The following is a 20,143-nucleotide window of genomic DNA, read 5'->3' as shown; positions in this document are numbered from 1 at the left end:
CCCAGCCCGTCGGGCGTTTGAGGACGAGGCCGTTCAGGCCGAAGGGGGTCTGGGGGCGCAGCCCCCAGGAACCCGAGCCGCAACGGACCCGCGCATACCCGGCCAACCGCCGGAGGCCTACGCGTCGTAGAGGTCGGCCTTTCGCGGTGACGCGTCCTGCACGTTCGTGCTGAGGAACGACGAGCGGTTGCCGAACTTCTCCGTGTCCACGCCGTTCTCGTCCAGGACGCGGATCGCGGCGGCGTGGACCACGCGCAGGACCGGGGTCGCCGCGCGCAGCGCGTCGTCCGCCATGAAGCGGTGGCGCCAGGGCTGGTCGGCCCAGGCGTGCCGCAGGCCGAACGGCTCGGGCAGGGATATGGAACCGCCGAGCCAGTTCAGCAGCGGCGGGTACCAGGTGATCGGGGCGCGGACGGCGAGGCGTACGACCTCGTCGGCGGGGACGAGCGGGAGCTTGACCTTGCGGGTCTCCCACGGCTTGAGGGTCTTCTGGACGTCCTTCGAGGGGGCCTCGGGCTTCCCGGTGAACAGGGAGTTCACGGGACCCAGGGCGTGCCCGGTGATCTCGATGCGCAGCGTCTTGTGCAGCACGGTGACCGTGATCATCATCGTGATGACCAACTGCCCCTCCCAGAGCGTCCATTGGACGCCTAGGTAATGGCGGTCGCCGGCGCCGAACTGCTGCTTGTTGCAGATGTCCTGTATCGCGTGTGTCTTGACCTGGTACGCGTCGACGTCCGTGCCCCCGGGCCGGGACACGGCCTTGGCGCCCTCGCCGATCGGCGTGACGACCCAGTGGCGTATGGACGCCTTGGGGAAGCCGCCGGTGTTGATCGTGTTCCGCTCCAGCATGCGCAGGTCGTCGTGGATGTTGCGGATGACGTCCCAGCTGCGGAAGGGGTGGATCTCCCGGGAGGCGTCCCGAGCGATCAGGTCCTCGGCGAGCTGCCAGCTGCCCCAGCGGGTGCCCATGCCGAGGATGCCCTTGGGACCTGCGTAGAAGATGGAGTTGGACTGCTGCTCGGCGCTGAGCGTGGCCAGGGACTGGCGGAGCTGCTCGGCCTGGGTCTCGCCGGGGCTGGTCGGCACCGCCTCCGGGACCTTGGCGCCGACGCTGCTGCCCGACAGCAGGCTGTCCCAGCGTCCGCGCAGATCCTTCGCGGTGTTCTCGCAGACCTGCTTGGCCCAGAGCCAGCCGACCACGGGGAGGATGACGCACGCGCGTGCGTACCAGGACCAGAAGCCGTGGAACGGCATCTTGATCAGGAAGATCACGGCGACGGCACCCACGGCGACGAGCAGGGTCGTGGCGATCGCGCCGGCCCTCTTGTTCGTCTGGGTGCGCTTGTCGACCAGGCTGCGCAGCTGGAAGACCAGCAGCCAGACGATGAGCCCGGGCAGGAAGAGCAGGCCGCACAGCACCATGATCATGGACAGCCTGTTGTCCCGCGCGCGGCGGATGTTGTTGGCCGCCAGGGCGTGCTCGACGACCGACTGCGGTTCGGTGCCGAACGACTGGATGAGCGGCTTGCGTCCGGGGCCGAGCATGCGGGCCACCAGGGCGCCGGAGAACGCCTCGCCGAGGTTGGGGCGGAAGATCGTCGCCCACTTGCGGCCCTCGTTGACGGCCGTCTGGTGCCATTCGTTGTCGGCCTTCTTGATGTCGGCCACCGGGTTGTCCCGGTAGGCCGCCGAGGCCAGCGCGAAGGTCGCCGTCTGCCCCTCGTCGCCGGTACGCGGCACCTGTGGTCCGAAGATGTCCGCGTAACCGCTGTCAACGGTCATTACCGCCCCCGATCGCCGCTGCTCCCGCTTCTGCGGCTTTCCCGACTTCCGTGCTCCGCACACCTGTTGATCAGGTCATCAGCGTATCGGCCATCACTGACATTCGTCGGCGGACAGCACAAGCTGCCCGCCGACCCGGAACTGATCGTTCCTTTTAGGTCACTTGTGGGTCGCCGCGCGCCACAAGTGGGCCTCACGGCATCAACTCCTAGGCGTCGCCCGCCTCTTCGCGGATCCGTTCGGCGATCTGCGGAGGCATCGGCTCGTGGCGGGCGTAGGCGCGGTTGAAGCGCGCGGTGCCGTGCGAGAGGGAGCGGAGGTCCACGGCGTAGCGGCCGATCTCTATCTCCGGTACCTCGGCGCGGATCAGGGTGCGGCCGCCGGTCGTCTGCTCGGTGCCGAGCACGCGGCCCCGGCGCCCGGAGAGGTCGCTCATGACCGCGCCCACGTAGTCGTCGCCGACCAGCACGGTCACCTCGGCCACCGGTTCCAGGAGATGGATCTTCGCGTCCACCGCGGCCTCCCGCAGGGCGAGCGCCCCGGCCGTCTGGAACGCGGCGTCCGAGGAGTCCACCGAGTGCGCCTTGCCGTCCAGGAGCGTGATCCGTACATCGAGAAGCGGATGGCCGGCCGCGACTCCCCTCGCCGCCTGGGCCCTTACGCCCTTCTCCACCGACGGGATGAACTGCCGCGGCACTGCGCCGCCGATGACCTTGTCCACGAACTCGATGCCCGTACCGCCCGGCAGCGGCTCGACCTCGATCTCGCAGATCGCGAACTGCCCGTGCCCGCCGGACTGTTTGACGTGCCGGCCGCGCCCCTGCGCCTTGGCGGCGAACGTCTCCCGTAGGGAGACCTTGTGCGGCACGAGGTCGACCTGGACGCCGTAGCGGCTGCGCAGCCGCTCCAGCGCGACGTCCGCGTGGGCCTCGCCGAGGCACCACAGGACGACCTGGTGGGTGTCCTGGTTCTGCTCCAGGCGCATGGTGGGGTCCTCGGCGACGAGCCTGCTCAGGCCCTGCGAGAGCTTGTCCTCGTCGGCCTTGCTGTGCGCCTGGATGGCGAGCGGCAGCAGCGGGTCGGGCATCTCCCAGGGCTCCATGAGGAGCGGGTCGTCCTTGGCCGAAAGGGTGTCCCCGGTCTCCGCGCGGCCCAGCTTCGCCACGCACGCGAGGTCGCCCGCGATGCAGTGCGTGAGCGCCCGCTGCTGCTTGCCGAAGGGCGCGGACAGGGCGCCGACGCGTTCGTCGACATCGTGGTCCTCGTGCCCGCGGTCGGCGAGCCCGTGCCCGGAGACGTGGACGGTCGCGTCGGGCCGCAGCGTCCCGGAGAACACGCGCACCAGGGAGACGCGGCCGACGTACGGGTCGGAGGCGGTCTTCACGACCTCGGCGACCAGCGGACCGTTCGGGTCGCACGGCTTGAGCTCCCGCGCCCTGCCGTCGACCGTGGTGACCCCGGGCGCCGCGCGCTCCAGCGGGGTCGGGAAGCCGCCTGTGATCAGCTCCAGCAGCTCGACGGTGCCCAGACCCTGCCGGGCGCCCTCGGCGGCGGGAGCGGCCGCCAGAACGGGAAAGAAGACCCCGCGTGCCACGGCCCGTTCCAGGTCGCCGATCAGCGTCTTGACGTCGATCTCCTCGCCGCCGAGATAGCGGTCCATGAGGGTCTCGTCCTCGCTCTCCGCGATGATCCCCTCGATGAGCCGGTTGCGGGCCTCCTCGATCCGCGGCAGCTGGTCCGGCCCGGGCTCGGACTCCTTGCGCTCCCCGGACGCGTAGTCGAACAGCTTCTGCGACAGCAGCCCGACCAGACCGGCCACGGGCGCGTGCCCGTCCGGCCCCGGCGCGCCGTGCAGCGGGAGGTACAGGGGGAGTACCGCGTCGGGGTCGTCCGCGCCGAAGGCCTCCGCGCAGTACCGGGTCATCGACTCGAAGTCCGCGCGGGCGGACTCCAGATGCGTGATGACGATGGCGCGCGGCATGCCCACCGCCGCGCACTCCTCCCACACCATGCGGGTCGAGCCGTCCACCCCGTCGGAGGCCGAGACGACGAAGAGGGCCGCGTCCGCCGCGCGCAGACCGGCCCTCAACTCGCCGACGAAATCGGCGTACCCGGGGGTGTCGAGAAGATTGACCTTGTACCCGTCCCAGTCGACGGGCACCAGGGAGAGCTGCACCGAGCGCTGCTGCCGGTGCTCGATCTCGTCGTAGTCGGAGACGGTGCCGCCGTCCTCCACGCGGCCCGCCCGGTTCACCGCCCCCGCGGTCAGCGCGAGGGCCTCCACCAGAGTCGTCTTGCCCGATCCGGAGTGGCCGACCAGCACCACATTCCGTACGGACGCGGGTTGGTCGGCCGCCGTAGCCCTGCCGGCGGCTCCGGGGTGTGCGTTCGCCTTGTCGCCCATGGCCTTGCCTCCCGTACACGGTGAGGTCACTGTGGGCGCGGACACACGCAGCCGCGTGCGGTGGCGGCTCCGATGACGCCCGCGGTGCTTCGAGCTTTCCACTCCGGTCACGGTGCGTCCATACAGCGGACGCGATCCGGCCGCCGGGACCGATGGCATCGAGTCGTGCCGCAGCCATTCAGAACACGGGCGCACGGGTGCCCGGCCGTCGCCCACGCGCGCGCGTGGCTACGATGGGCCAGCCGGTGGCCAGCAGGGGCCGCGCGGCGACACCGACCCTCCGGGAAGGCCATGCTGAACAAGTACGCGCGTGCATTCTTCACGCGTGTCCTCACGCCGTTCGCCGCGTTTCTGATCCGCCGGGGCGTCAGCCCCGACACGGTCACCCTCCTCGGCACCGCCGGAGTGGTCGCGGGCGCGCTGGTCTTCTACCCCATGGGCGAGTTCTTCTGGGGCACGGTCGTGATCACGCTGTTCGTGTTCTCCGACCTCGTCGACGGCAACATGGCCCGCCAGCTGGGCCGTTCCAGCCGCTGGGGCGCCTTCCTGGACTCCACGCTGGACCGGGTCGCTGACAGCGCGGTCTTCGGCGGCCTGGCCCTCTGGTACGCGGGCGGCGGCGACAACATCGCCCTGTGCGCCGTCTCGATCTTCTGCCTGGCCAGCGGCCAGGTGGTGTCGTACACCAAGGCGCGCGGCGAGTCGATCGGCCTGCCGGTCGCCGTCAACGGCCTGGTGGAGCGCGCCGAGCGACTGGTGATCTCCCTCGTCGCCTGCGGTCTCGCCGGTCTGCACAAGTTCGGCGTCCCGGGCATCCAGTGGCTGCTGCCGATCGCGCTGTGGATCGTCGCCGTCGGCAGCCTGGTCACGCTGATCCAGCGGGTCGTCACCGTCCGCCGGGAAGCCGCCGAGGCCGACGCCACGGCGGCCCAGGAGGCGCAGGAGGCCCCGGAACAGCACAGCAGCGGGGCGACTCCGTGAGCAGTGCCCAGGAGCGGCTGACGGACGCGCTCTACGGCCTGGGCTGGAGCGCAGTCAAGAAGCTCCCCGAACCGGCCGCCGTCCGGCTCGGCCGCACCGTCGCCGACCTCGCCTGGAAGCGGCGCGGCAAGGGCGTGCGGCGGCTGGAGAGCAACTACGCGCGCGTGGTGCCCGACGCGAGCCCCGAGCGGCTCGCCGAGCTCTCGCGCGCGGGCATGCGGTCGTACCTGCGCTACTGGATGGAGTCCTTCCGGCTCCCCGCCTGGAGCGCCGAACGGATCCGCACGGGCTTCGAGCCCAAGGACGTCCACCACCTCACCGACGGCATCGCCTCCGACCGCGGTGTCATCCTCGCGCTGCCCCACATGGCCAACTGGGACCTCGCCGGCGCCTGGGTCACCACCAAGCTGGAGACCCCGTTCACCACGGTGGCCGAACGCCTCAAGCCGGAGACGCTCTACGACCGTTTCGTCGCCTACCGCGAGGGCCTCGGCATGGAGGTCCTCCCGCACAGCGGCGGCACCGCCTTCGGCACCCTGGCCCGGCGCCTGCGCGACGGCGGCCTGGTCTGCCTCGTCGCGGAGCGCGACCTGTCCGCCTCCGGTGTCGAGGTCAAGTTCTTCGGCGAGCCCACCCGTATGCCCGCAGGACCGGCCCTCCTGGCCCAGCAGACCGGCGCACTCCTGCTCCCCGTGACCCTCTGGTACGACGACTCACCGGTCATGAAGGGCCGCGTCCATCCGCCGGTCGAGGTGCCCGAGTCAGGTGACCGGGCCGAGAAGACGTCTGTCATCACACAGGCGCTGGCAGACGCTTTCGCCACCGGCATCGCCGACCACCCGGAGGACTGGCACATGCTGCAGCGTTTGTGGCTCGCGGATCTCGACCCCACGAAGGGGCCCTCGTGAGGATCGGCATCGTCTGCCCCTACTCCTGGGACGTGCCGGGCGGCGTCCAGTTCCACATCAGGGACCTCGCCGAGTACTTCATCCGGCTCGGCCACGAGGTCTCCGTCCTGGCCCCGGCCGACGACGACACCCCCCTGCCGCCCTACGTCGTCTCGGCCGGCCGCGCCGTCCCGGTGCCGTACAACGGCTCGGTGGCCCGCCTGAACTTCGGCTTCCTGTCCGCCGCCCGGGTCCGACGCTGGCTGCACGACGGCGAGTTCGACGTCATCCACATCCACGAACCGACCTCGCCGTCCCTGGGCCTCCTGGCGTGCTGGGCGGCACAGGGCCCGATCGTCGCCACCTTCCACACCTCGAACCCGCGCTCCCGGGCGATGATCGCCGCGTACGCCATCCTCCAGGCGGCGCTGGAGAAGATCAGCGCGCGGATCGCCGTGAGCGAGTACGCCCGCCGCACCCTGGTCGAACACCTGGGCGGCGATGCGGTGGTGATCCCGAACGGCGTTGACGTCGACTTCTTCGCCCGAGCCGAATCCAAGCCCGAGTGGCAGGGCGAGACCATCGGCTTCATAGGGCGCATCGACGAGCCCCGCAAGGGCCTCCCGGTGCTGATGAACGCCCTCCCGAAGATCCTCGCCGAGCGCCCGAACGCCCGACTCCTGGTAGCCGGCCGCGGCGACGAGGAGGAGGCCGTCGAATCGCTCCCCAAGGAACTGCGTTCACGCGTCGAGTTCCTCGGCATGATCAGCGACGACGACAAGGCCCGCTTCCTGCGCAGCATCGACCTCTACGTAGCCCCCAACACCGGCGGCGAGAGCTTCGGCATCATCCTCGTGGAGGCCATGTCGGCGGGCGCCCCCGTCCTCGCCTCCGACCTCCCCGCCTTCGCCCAGGTCCTCGACCAGGGCGGCGCCGGCGAACTGTTCCCCAACGAGGACGCCGACGCCCTCGCCGAGGCAGCCGTCCGACTCCTGGGCGACCCCGAGCGCCTGGCGGAGCTGCGCCGGAGCGGAAGCTCCCACGTACGCCGCTTCGACTGGTCGACGGTCGGGGCGGACATCCTGTCGGTGTACGAGACGGTGACGGCGGGCGCGGCGGCGGTGGCGACGGACGAACGGACGGGGTTGCGGGCGAGGTTCGGCCTGGCGAGGGACTGAGGGTTGGGGGGTTTCGGCGGGAACGCGATCGGCGGCTCCTCCCAGCCAAGGCCGGCCACACTCAGCCCGTCCGGCGTTTGAGGACGAGGCCGTCCAGGCCGAAGCGGGGGCGTGGGGGCGGCAGCCCCCACAACGCTCACCCCAACACCCCGCACCCCAACACCCCGCACGAATCCCGGTCAACCCAAGTGGAACGGCCCCGTAGGGTTGCCGTCCGTGACCGCAACCCTGATCTGGATCCTCGTCGCCGTCGTCGCGATCGGCCTGTACCTGAGCTGGACCGCGGGACGGCTCGACCGGCTGCACGCGCGGATCGACGCGTCCCGCGCGGCCCTCGACGCCCAACTGCTGCGCCGCGCCTCCGTGACCCAGGAACTGGCCACCTCCGGCGTTCTCGACCCGGCCGCCTCGATCGTCCTCTACGAGGCCGCGCACGCCGCCCGGCAGGCCGAGGAGGAGCAACGGGAGGTCGCCGAGAGCGAGTTGAGCCAGGCCCTGCGTGCCGTCTTCGCGGAGGCCCCGCAGGTCGAGGGCGTCCGCGAGGCACCCGGGGGAGAGGCGGCGGCCCACGAACTCACCGAGGCGGTACGGCGGGTGCCCATGGCCCGGCGCTTCCACAACGACTCCGTACGCGCCGCCCGCGCCCTGCGCCGGCACCGCAAGGTCCGCTGGTTCCGGCTGGCCGGACACGCCCCGTTCCCGATGGCCTTCGAGATGGACGACGAGCCACCGGCGGCACTGGTGGACCGGGCCGCGTAGAACACAACGGCACGGCACAGCCGTAGAAAACAGCCGTGGAGAACCGCCGTAGACCATGGCCCTAGGGCACAGCCGTAAGGTACGGGGGTTCGAAAACGATCCACCGCCTCCCCATTGGCCCTTGCTGTGGCCTGCACCTCTCGCGTTTGCTCGGTACTGCAGAAACCCTCTTTCACCGAGTGAGGTCACCCCGTGTCCAGCACCCCCAGCTCCGCCCAGACTCCCGAGACCGGCACCGCGCGCGTGAAGCGCGGGATGGCCGAGCAGCTCAAGGGCGGTGTGATCATGGACGTGGTCAACGCCGAGCAGGCGAAGATCGCCGAGGACGCCGGTGCCGTGGCCGTCATGGCCCTGGAGCGGGTCCCCGCCGACATCCGCAAGGACGGCGGCGTGGCCCGGATGTCCGACCCGACGATGATCGAGGAGATCATCGAGGCGGTCTCCATCCCGGTCATGGCCAAGTCCCGCATCGGCCACTTCGTCGAGGCCCAGGTCCTGCAGTCCCTCGGCGTCGACTACATCGACGAGTCCGAGGTCCTCACCCCGGCCGACGAGGTCAACCACTCCGACAAGTGGGCCTTCACGACCCCCTTCGTCTGCGGTGCCACCAACCTGGGCGAGGCCCTGCGCCGCATCGCCGAGGGCGCCGCGATGATCCGCTCCAAGGGCGAGGCAGGCACCGGCAACGTCGTCGAGGCGGTCCGCCACCTGCGCCAGATCAAGAACGAGATCGCCAAGCTGCGCGGCTTCGACAACAACGAGCTGTACGCCGCCGCCAAGGAGCTGCGCGCCCCGTACGAGATCGTCCGCGAGGTCGCCGAGCTCGGCAAGCTCCCGGTCGTGCTGTTCTCCGCCGGCGGTGTCGCCACCCCCGCCGACGCCGCGCTGATGCGCCAGCTCGGCGCCGAGGGCGTCTTCGTCGGCTCCGGCATCTTCAAGTCCGGCGACCCGGCGAAGCGCGCCGCCGCCATCGTGAAGGCGACCACCTTCTACGACGACCCGAAGATCATCGCGGACGCGTCCCGCAACCTCGGCGAGGCCATGGTCGGCATCAACTGCGACACCATCCCGGAGACCGAGCGTTACGCGAACCGGGGCTGGTGATGACCACTCCCGTCATCGGAGTGCTCGCCCTCCAGGGCGACGTGCGGGAGCACCTGATAGCCCTGGCCGCGGCCGACGCCGTGGCCAGGCAGGTCAGGCGCCCCGAGGAACTCGCCGAGGTGGACGGTCTCGTCATCCCCGGGGGTGAGTCGACCACCATCTCCAAGCTGGCCGTCCTCTTCGGAGTGATGGATCCCCTCCGTGCACGCGTACGTGCCGGAATGCCCGTCTACGGCACCTGCGCCGGCCTGATCATGCTCGCCGACAAGATCCTCGACCCGCGTTCGGGCCAGGAGACGATCGGCGGCATCGACATGATCGTGCGCCGCAACGCCTTCGGACGTCAGAACGAGTCCTTCGAAGCAGCTGTCGACGTCCGGGGCATCGAGGGCGATCCTGTGGAGGGCGTCTTCATCCGCGCCCCCTGGGTCGAGTCCGTCGGTGCCGAGACCGAGGTCCTCGCCGAACACGAGGGCCACATCGTCGCGGTCCGCCAGGGCAACGCGCTCGCCACGTCGTTCCACCCGGAACTGACCGGCGACCACCGCGTGCACTCCCTGTTCGTCGACATGGTGCGCGCGAACCTGGCTCCGGGGTCCTAGTAGGATCTCTGGGGTTCGTAAAGAGTTGGGTTACGCGAAGGAGACAGGCAGATGTCCGGCCACTCTAAATGGGCTACGACGAAGCACAAGAAGGCCGTGATCGATGCCAAGCGCGGCAAGCTCTTCGCGAAGATGATCAAGAACATCGAGGTCGCGGCCCGCACCGGTGGTGCCGATGTGTCCGGCAACCCGACGCTGTTCGACGCCATTCAGAAGGCCAAGAAGAGCTCGGTCCCGAACAAGAACATCGACTCCGCGGTCAAGCGCGGTGCCGGTCTCGAAGCCGGTGGCGCCGACTACGAGACGATCATGTACGAGGGTTACGGCCCGAACGGTGTCGCGGTGCTCATCGAGTGCCTCACCGACAACCGCAACCGCGCCGCCTCGGACGTGCGAGTCGCCATGACCCGCAACGGCGGGAACATGGCAGACCCCGGTTCCGTCTCGTACCTCTTCAACCGCAAGGGCGTCGTCATCGTCCCCAAGGGCGAACTGGGTGAGGACGACGTCCTCGGTGCCGTGCTCGACGCCGGTGCCGAAGAGGTCAACGACCTGGGCGACACCTTCGAGGTCATCTCCGAGGCCACCGACCTGGTCGCGGTCCGCACCGCGCTCCAGGACGCCGGTATCGACTACGACTCCGCCGACGCCAACTTCGTCCCGACCATGCAGGTCGAGCTCGACGAGGACGGCGCCCGCAAGATCTTCAAGCTGATCGACGCCCTGGAGGACAGCGACGACGTGCAGAACGTCTTCGCCAACTTCGACGTCAGCGACGAGGTCATGGAGAAGGTCGACGCGTAGCGCTGCCGCGAGCTGAGTGGGATTTCGGCGGGCCGACGGGACACGTCCCGTCGGCCCGCCGCCGTTGTCGGTGGCACCGGATAGCCTGGCGGAAGTCAAAGATCACCGACCGCGGGCCGCAACCATCAATTGAGGAACCCCGACGGTGCTCAGCCAGGTCCGCGAGAGCGGCGGCGGTTTAGCCGCAAAGAATGGGGGGTTGGTGTGCGGGTACTGGGAGTCGACCCCGGTCTGACGCGCTGCGGTGTCGGCGTCGTCGAGGGCGTCGCGGGCAGGCCGCTCACCATGGTCGGCGTCGGTGTCGTACGGACCCCGGCGGACGCCGAGTTGGGCCTGCGCCTCGTCGCCATCGAGCAGGGCATCGAGGCGTGGCTGGACGAACACCGGCCCGAATTCGTCGCCGTGGAGCGGGTGTTCAGCCAGCACAACGTCCGTACGGTGATGGGCACGGCCCAGGCCAGCGCCGTGGCGATGCTGTGCGCCGCCCGGCGCGGAATCCCCGTCGCCCTGCACACCCCGAGCGAGGTCAAGGCCGCCGTCACCGGCAGCGGTCGCGCCGACAAGGCCCAGGTCGGGGCCATGGTCACCCGGCTGCTCCGGCTCGACGCGCCCCCCAAGCCCGCCGACGCGGCCGACGCCCTCGCGCTCGCCATCTGCCACATCTGGCGCGGCCCCGCGACCAACCGCCTCCAACAGGCCGTCGCCCAGAACCGGTTGCAACAGGCGGTCGCCCAACACGCGGCCGGCGCGCGCAAAGCCCCGCAAGCCCCGCAGGTCCCGAAGACCCCGCACGTATCGAAAGGCCGTACCGCATGATCGCCTTCGTCAGTGGCACGGTCGCCGCACTCGCCCCCGACACCGCGGTGCTGGAGGTCGGCGGTGTCGGCATGGCCGTCCAGTGCACGCCGAACGCGCTGTCCACGCTCCGCCTCGGCAAGCCGGCCAAGCTCGCCACCTCCCTCGTCGTCCGCGAGGACTCGCTCACCCTGTACGGCTTCGTGGACGACGACGAACGCCAGATCTTCGAGCTGCTCCAGACCGCGACCGGTGTCGGCCCCCGGCTCGCGCAGGCGATGCTCGCCGTGCACACCCCGGACGCGTTGCGTCGAGCAGTGGCGGCGGGGGACGAGAAGGCGCTGATGGCCGTGCCCGGCATCGGCAAGAAGGGCGCCCAGAAGCTGCTGCTGGAGTTCAAGGACCGGCTCGGCGCTCCCGTAGGGTCCGCCCCGGCGATCGGCGCCCCGGTCACCAGCGGCTGGCGCGATCAGCTGCACGCCGCGCTCATCGGCCTCGGGTACGCCACCCGCGAGGCCGACGAGGCCGTGGCCGCCGTAGCACCGCAGGCCGAGGCCGCCCAGGGCACGCCGCAGGTCGGGCAGTTGCTGAAGGCGGCCCTGCAGACCCTGAACCGCGCCCGCTAGGAGACCTTTCAGTGAACTGGGACGACACGACCGACGAGACCGCCGCCGAGCGGCTGGTGGGCTCGGTCGCCGACCGCGAGGACCAGGCCGTCGAGGCCGCCCTGCGCCCCAAGGACCTGGGCGAGTTCATCGGCCAGGAGAAGGTCCGCGAACAGCTCGACCTGGTGCTGCGCGCCGCACGCGCGCGTGGCGCCACCGCCGACCACGTGCTGCTCTCCGGCGCCCCGGGCCTCGGCAAGACCACCCTGTCGATGATCATCGCGGCCGAGATGGAGGCCCCGATCCGCATCACCAGCGGGCCCGCCATCCAGCACGCCGGCGACCTCGCCGCGATCCTCTCCTCCCTCCAGGAGGGAGAGGTCCTCTTCCTCGACGAGATCCACCGCATGTCCCGGCCCGCCGAAGAGATGCTCTACATGGCGATGGAGGACTTCCGCGTCGACGTCATCGTCGGCAAGGGCCCCGGCGCCACCGCGATCCCGCTCGAACTCCCGCCGTTCACCCTGGTCGGCGCCACCACGCGCGCGGGACTGCTGCCGCCCCCGCTGCGCGACCGCTTCGGCTTCACCGCGCACATGGAGTTCTACGAACCCACCGAGCTGGAGCGCGTCATCCACCGCTCGGCGAACCTCCTCGACGTGGAGATCGACCCCGCCGGCGCCGCCGAGATCGCGGGCCGCTCCCGCGGCACCCCCCGCATCGCCAACCGGCTGCTGCGCCGCGTCCGGGACTACGCGCAGGTCAAGGCCGACGGATTCATCACCCAGGACATCGCCGGAGCCGCCCTCAAGGTCTACGAGGTCGACGGCCGCGGCCTCGACCGGCTCGACCGCGGTGTCCTCGAAGCGCTGCTCAAGCTGTTCGGCGGCGGACCGGTCGGCCTGTCCACGCTCGCGGTCGCCGTGGGGGAGGAGCGCGAGACCGTCGAAGAGGTCGCCGAACCCTTCCTCGTGAGGGAGGGACTGCTGGCCCGTACCCCGCGCGGACGCGTCGCCACCCCGGCCGCGTGGGCGCATCTGGGCCTCACCCCGCCCCGCTCGTCAACCGGGGGAAACGGACAAGGGGACCTGTTCGGGGCGTGACGGCGGGGGCACTGGCCGGGTCAGGAACCCCGGTGCCATGCTGAGCGTTGTTCCATCAGCGTGGACTCGCTTAGACTCCGCCGATGCCGCCTTTGTGGGCGGCGCCGACCACCCCCATCCACCAGGCCGCTCACCGCCGCGGTCGTGCGAAGGAAATTCCGTCCCGTGAATATCGTGACCCTCCTCCCGTTCATCGTGCTCATCGGGGCCATGTTCCTGATGACCCGCTCTGCCAAGCGCAAGCAGCAGGCGGCCGCGTCGATGCGTAATGACATGCAGCCCGGCACCGGCGTCCGCACGATCGGGGGCGTGTACGCGACGGTCAAGGAGGTCAACGAGGAGACGGTCCTTCTCGACGCGGGCCCGGGCGTCGAGCTCCTCTTCGCGAAGAACGCGATCGGCGCCGTCCTCACCGACGACGAGTACAACCGCATCGTCCACGGCGTCGAGCACGACCTGAAGGACGACGCCGACATCGTCCCGGACGACGCCTCCTCCCTCACCGAGACCGACGAGCCCGCCGCCGACTCTTCCGACGACAAGCCCATCGACCTCGGCAAGAAGGACGCGGCCGACGAGCCGGCCGACGCCACCGAGGAGCCGGCGAAGCCCGCCGAGGCGAAGACGGAAGAAGAGCCGAAGAAGTCCGACGGCGAGTCCGACGCGAAGTAGTCACGTCCCGGGAGCGCGGCGCGACCCGCTCGCGCCCCGCGCACCCCGGGTACGTGCGTCGTTCGTACGGGATCCCGACACCATGTCATGGCCGTAGCCGCGCTGACCCGGCGCGGAGCGGCCCGAGAGGGAGTACGAGAAGGTGGCAGCACCTAAGAGGGGCCGCAGCGCGAGCGCCCAGAGCAAGCCGTGGCGCTCGCTGGCCCTCATCCTGATCGCCATCGTGGCGCTCACCGGGGGCATGTTCGCATCCGGGCACACCACTCCGCGTCTCGGCATCGACCTGGCCGGCGGTACGAGCATCACCCTGCGGGCGGTGGCCCAGCCCGGCGAGGCGTCGTCGATCAACAAGACCAACATGGACACCGCGGTCGACATCATGAACCGCCGTGTCAACGGTCTTGGTGTCTCGGAGGCCGAGGTCCAGACCCAGGGCTCCAAGAACATCATCGTCAACATCCCGAAGGGCACGAACTCGGAGGAGGCACGGCAGCAGGTCGGTACGACCGCCAAGCTGTACTTCCGCCCGGTCCTGGCCACGGAGGCCTCCACGGGCGCCGCGACGGCATCCCCGTCCGCCAGCGCGACCGGCAGTGCCTCCAGCAGCCCGTCGAGCACGCCCAGCTCCAAGGCGAGCGCTTCCTCGTCGAAGACCGGCTCCGCGACCCCGACGGCCACCGCCACATCTCAGGGCCGTGCCGCCAGCGACGCCCTGAAGGCCGACGCCACCTCGTCCGCGAGCCCCAGCGCCACGGCCTCGGCCAGCGCCACCCCGTCGGCGACCAGCAGCGCCGCCGCCAGCGCGGCGGCCGCCAAGCTGGAGGCCCAGTACACCGCGCTCGACTGCTCCAAGAAGTCGGTCCAGAACACCGCGGGCAAGAACGCCAAGGCCGAGGACGCGACCGTGGCCTGCGGCCAGGTCTCGGGCGTCTGGTACAAGTACGTGCTCGGCCCCGCCGCGGTCGACGGCACCGACGTCAAGAAGGCCGCGGCCGTCCTGAACACGACGACCGCCGCCGGCTGGCAGGTCACCATGGACTTCACCGGCAAGGGCGGCGACAAGTTCGCCAAGGTCACCGGTGAGCTGGCGAAGAACACCGCCCCGCAGAACGAGTTCGGCATCGTCCTCGACGGCCAGGTCGTCTCCAGCCCCTCCGTCAGCTCGTCGATCACCGGCGGCAGCGCGGAGATCTCCGGCAGCTTCACCCAGGAGGAGGCCCAGAGCCTCGCCAACATGCTGTCGTACGGCGCCCTGCCGCTGACCTTCAAGACGGACAGCGTCACCACGGTGACCGCGGCCCTCGGCGGTGAGCAGCTGCACGCCGGTCTGATCGCGGGCGCGATCGGTCTCGCGCTGGTCGTCATCTACCTGCTGATCTTCTACCGCGGCCTGTCGGTCATCGCGATCCCCTCGCTGCTCGTCTCCGCGATCCTCACGTACGTGATCATGGCGCTGCTCGGCCCGGGCATCGGCTTCGCGCTGAACCTGCCGGCCGTCTGCGGCGCGATCGTCGCGATCGGTATCACCGCGGACTCGTTCATCGTGTTCTTCGAACGCATCCGGGACGAGATCCGTGAGGGCCGCTCGCTGCGTCCCTCCGTGGAGCGGGCCTGGCCCCGGGCCCGGCGCACCATCCTGGTCTCCGACTTCGTGTCGTTCCTCGCCGCCGCGGTGCTGTTCATCGTCACCGTCGGCAAGGTCCAGGGCTTCGCGTTCACCCTCGGTCTGACCACCGTGCTCGACGTGGTCGTCGTCTTCCTCTTCACCAAGCCGCTGATGACCATCCTGGCGCGCAGGAAGTTCTTCGCGGACGGCCACAAGTGGTCCGGCATCGACCCGAAGGCGCTGGGCGCCAAGCCGCCGCTGCGCCGTACCCGCCGTCCCGCCGGTTCTGCCGCGGGCCCTGTCGACCCGAAGGAGGCGTGAGATGTCGAAGCTCGGCAACCTCGGCGCCCGGCTGCACCGTGGCGAGGTCGGGTACGACTTCGTCGGCAATCGCAAGATCTGGTACGGCATCTCGATCCTGATCACCATCACGGCCATCCTCGGCCTGACGGTGCGCGGCCTGAACATGGGCATCGAGTTCCAGGGCGGCGCCGCCTTCACCACGCCGAAGGGCATGTCCGCCTCGGTGAGCCAGGCGGAGAAGTACGCCGAGGACGCCTCCGGTCACGACGCGGTCGTCCAGAAGCTCGGCGACGGCAGCCTGCGCATCCAGATCGCCGGCATCGACACGGACAAGTCCGACAGCATCAAGAAGCAGCTGTCGAAGGACCTGAACGTCGACTCCGAGAACATCGCCGCCGACCTGGTAGGCCCCAGCTGGGGTGACCAGATCGCCAACAAGGCCTGGGAGGGCCTGGCGATCTTCATGGTGCTGGTCGTGATCTATCTGGCGATCGCCTTCGAGTGGCGCATGGCGCTGGCGGCTCTCGTCGCCCTGATCCACGACATCACGATCACCATCGGCATCTACGCCCTCGTCGGCTTCGAGGTCACGCCGGGCACGGTGATCGGTCTGCTGACCATCCTCGGTTACTCGCTCTACGACACGGTCGTCGTCTTCGACAGCCTCAAGGAGCAGACCAAGGACATCACCAAGCAGACCCGCTGGACCTACAGCGACATCGCCAACCGGTCGATCAACGGCACCCTGGTGCGTTCCATCAACACCACGGTCGTCGCGCTGCTGCCGGTCGCGGCCCTGCTGTTCATCGGCGGCGGCTTCCTCGGCGCGGGTGTCCTCAACGACATCTCGCTGTCGCTGTTCGTCGGCCTCGCGGCCGGTGCGTACTCCTCGATCTTCATCGCCACGCCGCTCGTCGCCGACCTCAAGGAGGCCGAGCCGCAGATGAAGGCGCTCAAGAAGCGCGTCCTCGCCAAGCGGGCCCAGGCCGCCGCGCAGGGCGAGCCGGCGGAGTCGCAGGTCACCAACCGCTCGGACGACGACTACGACGACGAGCCCGAGGACGCGGCAGCCGTCGTCGGCCCGCGCACCCAGCCGGCGTCCCGCAACCGCGGTCGGGGCCGCCCCTCGGGGAAGCGCCGATGACGGACATTCAGGAGCTGCTGCTCAGCCGTATCCGCGATGTGGCCGACTACCCGGAGCCGGGCGTGATGTTCAAGGACATCACCCCGCTCCTGGCGGACCCGGCCGCGTTCACGGCGCTCACGGACGCGCTCGCCGAGATCGTCGTGCGCACCGGTGCGACGAAGGTCGTGGGCCTGGAGGCCCGCGGCTTCATCCTCGGCGCCCCGGTGGCCGTCCGCGCGGGCGTCGGCTTCATCCCCGTACGCAAGGCGGGCAAGCTCCCCGGAGCGACCCTCAGCCAGGCGTACGACCTGGAGTACGGCTCCGCCGAGATCGAGGTGCACGCCGAGGACCTGAGCGCCGGTGACCGCGTCCTGGTCGTCGACGACGTCCTGGCCACCGGCGGCACCGCCGAGGCCTCCGTCCAGCTGATCCGCAGGGCGGGCGCCGAGGTCGCGGGCGTGGCGGTCCTGATGGAACTGGGCTTCCTCCCAGGCCGCGCCCGCCTGGAACCGGCCCTGGACGGGGCTCCGCTGGAGGCACTGCTCGTAGTCTGACGCGATCGCGCGACGCAACGGCCGTCCCCTGGACCAGGGGACGGCCGTTGCGCATGTCACGGGCGTATGCGCTACCCCCTAAGGGGCGCGGGGAACTGCGCGGCCGGCCACAACGGCGCCGCGGTCAGCCACGCACCTCATCGGCCCCCTCGCACCCCCGCCGGACACCTCCAAGGCACCCTCACGCCACCTCAGGAATGCCGGCGGCAGCCCCTTACGTTTCAGCGGTAGACGGCCCTCACATCGGCCTGAAGGCGAGCCCGGAGCCCGGGATCGCTACCATGGGCACTCCGGAGCCTGACCGGGGGACCCGGATCGCGCACGAGGAGTCCTCTTGGCAGACGAGGCCCAGCCCCTGACCGCCGCCAAGCCCGAGCCCACCCCGGGCCCCGCGGCGGAGCCCGCCACGAGCGCGAGCACCGCACCGGCCGAACCGCGCCCGGCGGCGGAGCACGACCGGTCGGCGCCCGCCGACAAGGCGGCCGAGCCCGCGCGCCCCAAGCCGGCCCCGGCGGCCACTCCCGCGCCCCGTCCCACGGCAGGCCAGCCCGCACGCACCGGCGGCTCCTCCAACCGCGTCCGTGCCCGCCTCGCGCGCCTCGGCGTCCAGCGCTCCAACCCGTACAACCCGGTCCTGGAGCCCCTGCTGCGGATAGTGCGCAGCAACGACCCGAAGATCGAGACGGCCACCCTCCGCCAGGTCGAGAGCGCCTACCAGGTCGCCGAGCGCTGGCACCGCGGCCAGAAGCGCAAGAGCGGTGACCCGTACATCACGCACCCGCTCGCCGTGACCACGATCCTGGCCGAGTTGGGCATGGACCCGGCAACGCTCATGGCCGGCCTGCTGCACGACACCGTCGAGGACACCGAGTACGGCCTCGACCAGCTCCGCCGCGACTTCGGTGACTCCGTGGCCCTCCTCGTCGACGGCGTCACCAAGCTCGACAAGGTCAAGTTCGGCGAGGCCGCGCAGGCCGAGACCGTGCGCAAGATGGTCGTCGCCATGGCCAAGGACCCTCGGGTTCTCGTCATCAAGCTCGCCGACCGGCTGCACAACATGCGCACCATGCGCTACCTCAAGCGCGAGAAGCAGGAGAAGAAGGCGCGCGAGACGCTGGAGATCTACGCGCCGCTCGCCCATCGCCTGGGCATGAACACCATCAAGTGGGAACTGGAGGACCTCGCCTTCGCGATCCTCTACCCCAAGATGTACGACGAGATCGTCCGGCTGGTGGCCGAGCGGGCACCGAAGCGTGACGAGTACCTGGCCATAGTGACCGACGAGGTCCAGACCGACCTGCGCGCCGCCCGCATCAAGGCGACCGTCACCGGCCGCCCGAAGCACTACTACAGCGTCTACCAGAAGATGATCGTCCGCGGCCGCGACTTCGCGGAGATCTACGACCTGGTCGGCATCCGCGTCCTCGTGGACACCGTCCGCGACTGCTACGCGGCCCTCGGCACCGTGCACGCGCGATGGAACCCGGTCCCCGGCCGGTTCAAGGACTACATCGCGATGCCCAAGTTCAACATGTACCAGTCGCTGCACACGACGGTGATCGGCCCCAACGGCAAGCCCGTTGAGCTCCAGATCCGCACCTTCGACATGCACCGCCGTGCCGAGTACGGCATCGCCGCGCACTGGAAGTACAAGCAGGAGGCCGTCGCCGGCACCTCCAAGGTGCGCGCGGAGACGCCCAGGACCACCGGCAAGGACGACCACCTCAACGACATGGCGTGGCTGCGCCAGCTGCTCGACTGGCAGAAGGAGACCGAGGACCCGGGCGAGTTCCTGGAGTCCCTGCGCTTCGACCTGTCCCGCAACGAGGTCTTCGTCTTCACGCCCAAGGGCGACGTGATAGCGCTGCCGGCGGGCGCCACCCCGGTCGACTTCTCGTACGCGGTGCACACCGAGGTCGGCCACCGGACCATAGGAGCACGGGTCAACGGCCGCCTCGTACCGCTCGAATCCACCCTGGACAACGGCGACTTGGTGGAGGTCTTCACCTCCAAGGCACCCGGCGCGGGCCCCTCCCGCGACTGGCTCGGCTTCGTGAAGTCGCCGCGCGCCCGCAACAAGATCAGAGCCTGGTTCTCCAAGGAGCGCCGCGACGAGGCGATCGAGCAGGGCAAGGACGCCATCGCCCGCGCGATGCGCAAGCAGAACCTGCCGATCCAACGCATCCTGACCGGCGACTCCCTGGTCACGCTCGCGCACGAGATGCGCTACCCGGACATCTCCTCGCTGTACGCGGCGATCGGCGAGGGCCATGTCGCCGCGCAGAACGTCGTACAGAAGCTGGTGCAGGCGCTCGGTGGCGAGGAGGCGGCCACCGAGGAGATCGACGAGAGCGTGCCGCCGGCGCACGGCCGGGGGCGCAAGCGCCGGTCGAACGCCGACCCCGGTGTCGTCGTCAAGGGTGTCGACGACGTGTGGGTCAAACTGGCCCGCTGTTGTACGCCCGTCCCCGGCGACCCCATCATCGGTTTCGTCACGCGGGGTAGCGGTGTATCGGTTCACCGCAGCGACTGCGTCAACGTGGAGTCACTGTCCCGCGAGCCCGAGCGCATCCTCGAAGTCGAGTGGGCGCCCACCCAGTCCTCGGTCTTCCTGGTCGCCATCCAGGTCGAGGCCCTGGACCGCTCCCGGCTCCTCTCGGACGTCACCCGCGTCCTGTCCGACCAGCACGTCAACATCCTCTCCGCGGCCGTCCAGACCTCGCGCGACCGCGTGGCCACCTCCCGCTTCACCTTCGAGATGGGCGACCCCAAGCACCTGGGCCACGTCCTGAAGGCCGTCAGGGGCGTGGAGGGGGTCTACGACGTCTACCGCGTGACGTCGGCGCGCAACAAGACGTAGCGCATTCGGCTCGTC

17 protein-coding genes are annotated in these 20,143 nt (G+C 70.2%); 15 read left to right on the top strand and 2 right to left on the bottom strand.

Annotated elements, in window-relative coordinates:
• Nucleotides 1-117 precede the first annotated feature (117 nt).
• Complete coding sequence (locus R2B38_RS05385; RefSeq protein ID WP_318015200.1) at nt 118-1,785, bottom strand: hypothetical protein; 1,668 nt, start codon at nt 1,783-1,785, stop codon at nt 118-120.
• Between the two features lie 208 nt (nt 1,786-1,993).
• Nucleotides 1,994-4,189 carry an elongation factor G-like protein EF-G2 gene (locus tag R2B38_RS05380; RefSeq protein ID WP_318015199.1) on the bottom strand — a complete coding sequence of 732 codons (2,196 nt, stop codon included), beginning with the start codon at nt 4,187-4,189 and terminating at the stop codon, nt 1,994-1,996.
• Nucleotides 4,190-4,480: 291 nt separating this feature from the next.
• On the opposite strand from R2B38_RS05380, the gene pgsA reads away from it, so the two are divergent.
• The 15 genes from pgsA (at nt 4,481) to R2B38_RS05305 (ending at nt 20,128) form a co-directional block, all read left to right on the top strand.
• A complete protein-coding gene (pgsA, locus tag R2B38_RS05375; protein ID WP_318015198.1) occupies nt 4,481-5,170 on the top strand; it encodes a phosphatidylinositol phosphate synthase in 690 nt (229 codons plus the stop codon).
• Complete coding sequence (locus tag R2B38_RS05370) at nt 5,167-6,078, top strand: phosphatidylinositol mannoside acyltransferase (RefSeq protein WP_318015197.1); 912 nt, start codon at nt 5,167-5,169, stop codon at nt 6,076-6,078. The genes pgsA and R2B38_RS05370 overlap by 4 nt, the downstream gene beginning before the upstream one ends.
• Entirely contained in the window at nt 6,075-7,235 is a 1,161-nt protein-coding gene (locus R2B38_RS05365; RefSeq protein ID WP_318015196.1) for a glycosyltransferase family 4 protein, read from the top strand. Before R2B38_RS05370 ends, R2B38_RS05365 begins: the two co-directional genes overlap by 4 nt.
• Nucleotides 7,236-7,451: 216 nt before the next feature.
• The gene (locus R2B38_RS05360) at nt 7,452-7,994 is read left to right on the top strand and encodes a membrane protein (protein WP_033282256.1); all 543 of its coding nucleotides are present in this window, start codon (nt 7,452-7,454) and stop codon (nt 7,992-7,994) included.
• Nucleotides 7,995-8,186: 192 nt separating this feature from the next.
• Nucleotides 8,187-9,098 (top strand): pyridoxal 5'-phosphate synthase lyase subunit PdxS, encoded by a 912-nt coding sequence (gene pdxS / locus R2B38_RS05355; RefSeq protein ID WP_318015195.1) that lies wholly within the window; start codon nt 8,187-8,189, stop codon nt 9,096-9,098.
• Nucleotides 9,098-9,700 (top strand): pyridoxal 5'-phosphate synthase glutaminase subunit PdxT, encoded by a 603-nt coding sequence (pdxT, locus tag R2B38_RS05350; protein ID WP_318015194.1) that lies wholly within the window; start codon nt 9,098-9,100, stop codon nt 9,698-9,700. The genes pdxS and pdxT overlap by 1 nt, the downstream gene beginning before the upstream one ends.
• Before the next feature lie 51 nt (nt 9,701-9,751).
• Nucleotides 9,752-10,504 (top strand): YebC/PmpR family DNA-binding transcriptional regulator, encoded by a 753-nt coding sequence (locus R2B38_RS05345; protein ID WP_033282259.1) that lies wholly within the window; start codon nt 9,752-9,754, stop codon nt 10,502-10,504.
• A 204-nt stretch (nt 10,505-10,708) separates the two neighbouring features.
• On the top strand, nt 10,709-11,320 hold the full coding sequence (gene ruvC / locus R2B38_RS05340; protein ID WP_318015193.1) for a crossover junction endodeoxyribonuclease RuvC: 612 nt from the start codon (nt 10,709-10,711) through the stop codon (nt 11,318-11,320).
• Nucleotides 11,317-11,925, top strand: a complete 609-nt coding sequence (gene ruvA, locus R2B38_RS05335; RefSeq protein ID WP_318015192.1) for a Holliday junction branch migration protein RuvA — start codon at nt 11,317-11,319, stop codon at nt 11,923-11,925. Before ruvC ends, ruvA begins: the two co-directional genes overlap by 4 nt.
• 11 nt (nt 11,926-11,936) lie before the next feature.
• Nucleotides 11,937-13,007 (top strand): Holliday junction branch migration DNA helicase RuvB, encoded by a 1,071-nt coding sequence (ruvB, locus tag R2B38_RS05330; RefSeq protein WP_019059776.1) that lies wholly within the window; start codon nt 11,937-11,939, stop codon nt 13,005-13,007.
• 165 nt (nt 13,008-13,172) lie between these two features.
• On the top strand, nt 13,173-13,679 hold the full coding sequence (gene yajC, locus R2B38_RS05325; protein ID WP_318015191.1) for a preprotein translocase subunit YajC: 507 nt from the start codon (nt 13,173-13,175) through the stop codon (nt 13,677-13,679).
• 142 nt (nt 13,680-13,821) lie between these two features.
• Nucleotides 13,822-15,606 carry a protein translocase subunit SecD gene (secD, locus tag R2B38_RS05320; RefSeq protein WP_318015190.1) on the top strand — a complete coding sequence of 595 codons (1,785 nt, stop codon included), beginning with the start codon at nt 13,822-13,824 and terminating at the stop codon, nt 15,604-15,606.
• 1 nt (nt 15,607) lies between these two features.
• The gene (gene secF, locus R2B38_RS05315) at nt 15,608-16,732 is read left to right on the top strand and encodes a protein translocase subunit SecF (RefSeq protein WP_318015189.1); all 1,125 of its coding nucleotides are present in this window, start codon (nt 15,608-15,610) and stop codon (nt 16,730-16,732) included.
• Nucleotides 16,729-17,268 carry an adenine phosphoribosyltransferase gene (locus R2B38_RS05310; RefSeq protein ID WP_318015188.1) on the top strand — a complete coding sequence of 180 codons (540 nt, stop codon included), beginning with the start codon at nt 16,729-16,731 and terminating at the stop codon, nt 17,266-17,268. The genes secF and R2B38_RS05310 overlap by 4 nt, the downstream gene beginning before the upstream one ends.
• Nucleotides 17,269-17,602: 334 nt before the next feature.
• Nucleotides 17,603-20,128, top strand: coding sequence for a bifunctional (p)ppGpp synthetase/guanosine-3',5'-bis(diphosphate) 3'-pyrophosphohydrolase (locus tag R2B38_RS05305; protein ID WP_318015187.1), 2,526 nt, complete (start codon nt 17,603-17,605; stop codon nt 20,126-20,128).
• Nucleotides 20,129-20,143: the final 15 nt, after the last annotated feature.

The organism is Streptomyces sp. N50, assembly GCF_033335955.1.
Classification (GTDB): domain Bacteria; phylum Actinomycetota; class Actinomycetes; order Streptomycetales; family Streptomycetaceae; genus Streptomyces.
This window is presented reverse-complemented; position numbering and strand designations above follow the sequence as displayed.

Bases quoted from the DNA above. Each gene is read 5' to 3' on its own strand.
- R2B38_RS05385 (WP_318015200.1), bottom strand. From the start codon at position 1,785: ATGACCGTTGACAGCGGTTACGCGGACATCTTCGGACCACAGGTGCCG.
- R2B38_RS05380 (WP_318015199.1), bottom strand. From the start codon at position 4,189: ATGGGCGACAAGGCGAACGCACACCCCGGAGCCGCCGGCAGGGCTACG.
- pgsA (WP_318015198.1), top strand. From the start codon at position 4,481: ATGCTGAACAAGTACGCGCGTGCATTCTTCACGCGTGTCCTCACGCCG.
- pdxT (WP_318015194.1), top strand. From the start codon at position 9,098: ATGACCACTCCCGTCATCGGAGTGCTCGCCCTCCAGGGCGACGTGCGG.
- R2B38_RS05345 (WP_033282259.1), top strand. From the start codon at position 9,752: ATGTCCGGCCACTCTAAATGGGCTACGACGAAGCACAAGAAGGCCGTG.
- ruvA (WP_318015192.1), top strand. From the start codon at position 11,317: ATGATCGCCTTCGTCAGTGGCACGGTCGCCGCACTCGCCCCCGACACC.
- secF (WP_318015189.1), top strand. From the start codon at position 15,608: ATGTCGAAGCTCGGCAACCTCGGCGCCCGGCTGCACCGTGGCGAGGTC.
- R2B38_RS05310 (WP_318015188.1), top strand. From the start codon at position 16,729: ATGACGGACATTCAGGAGCTGCTGCTCAGCCGTATCCGCGATGTGGCC.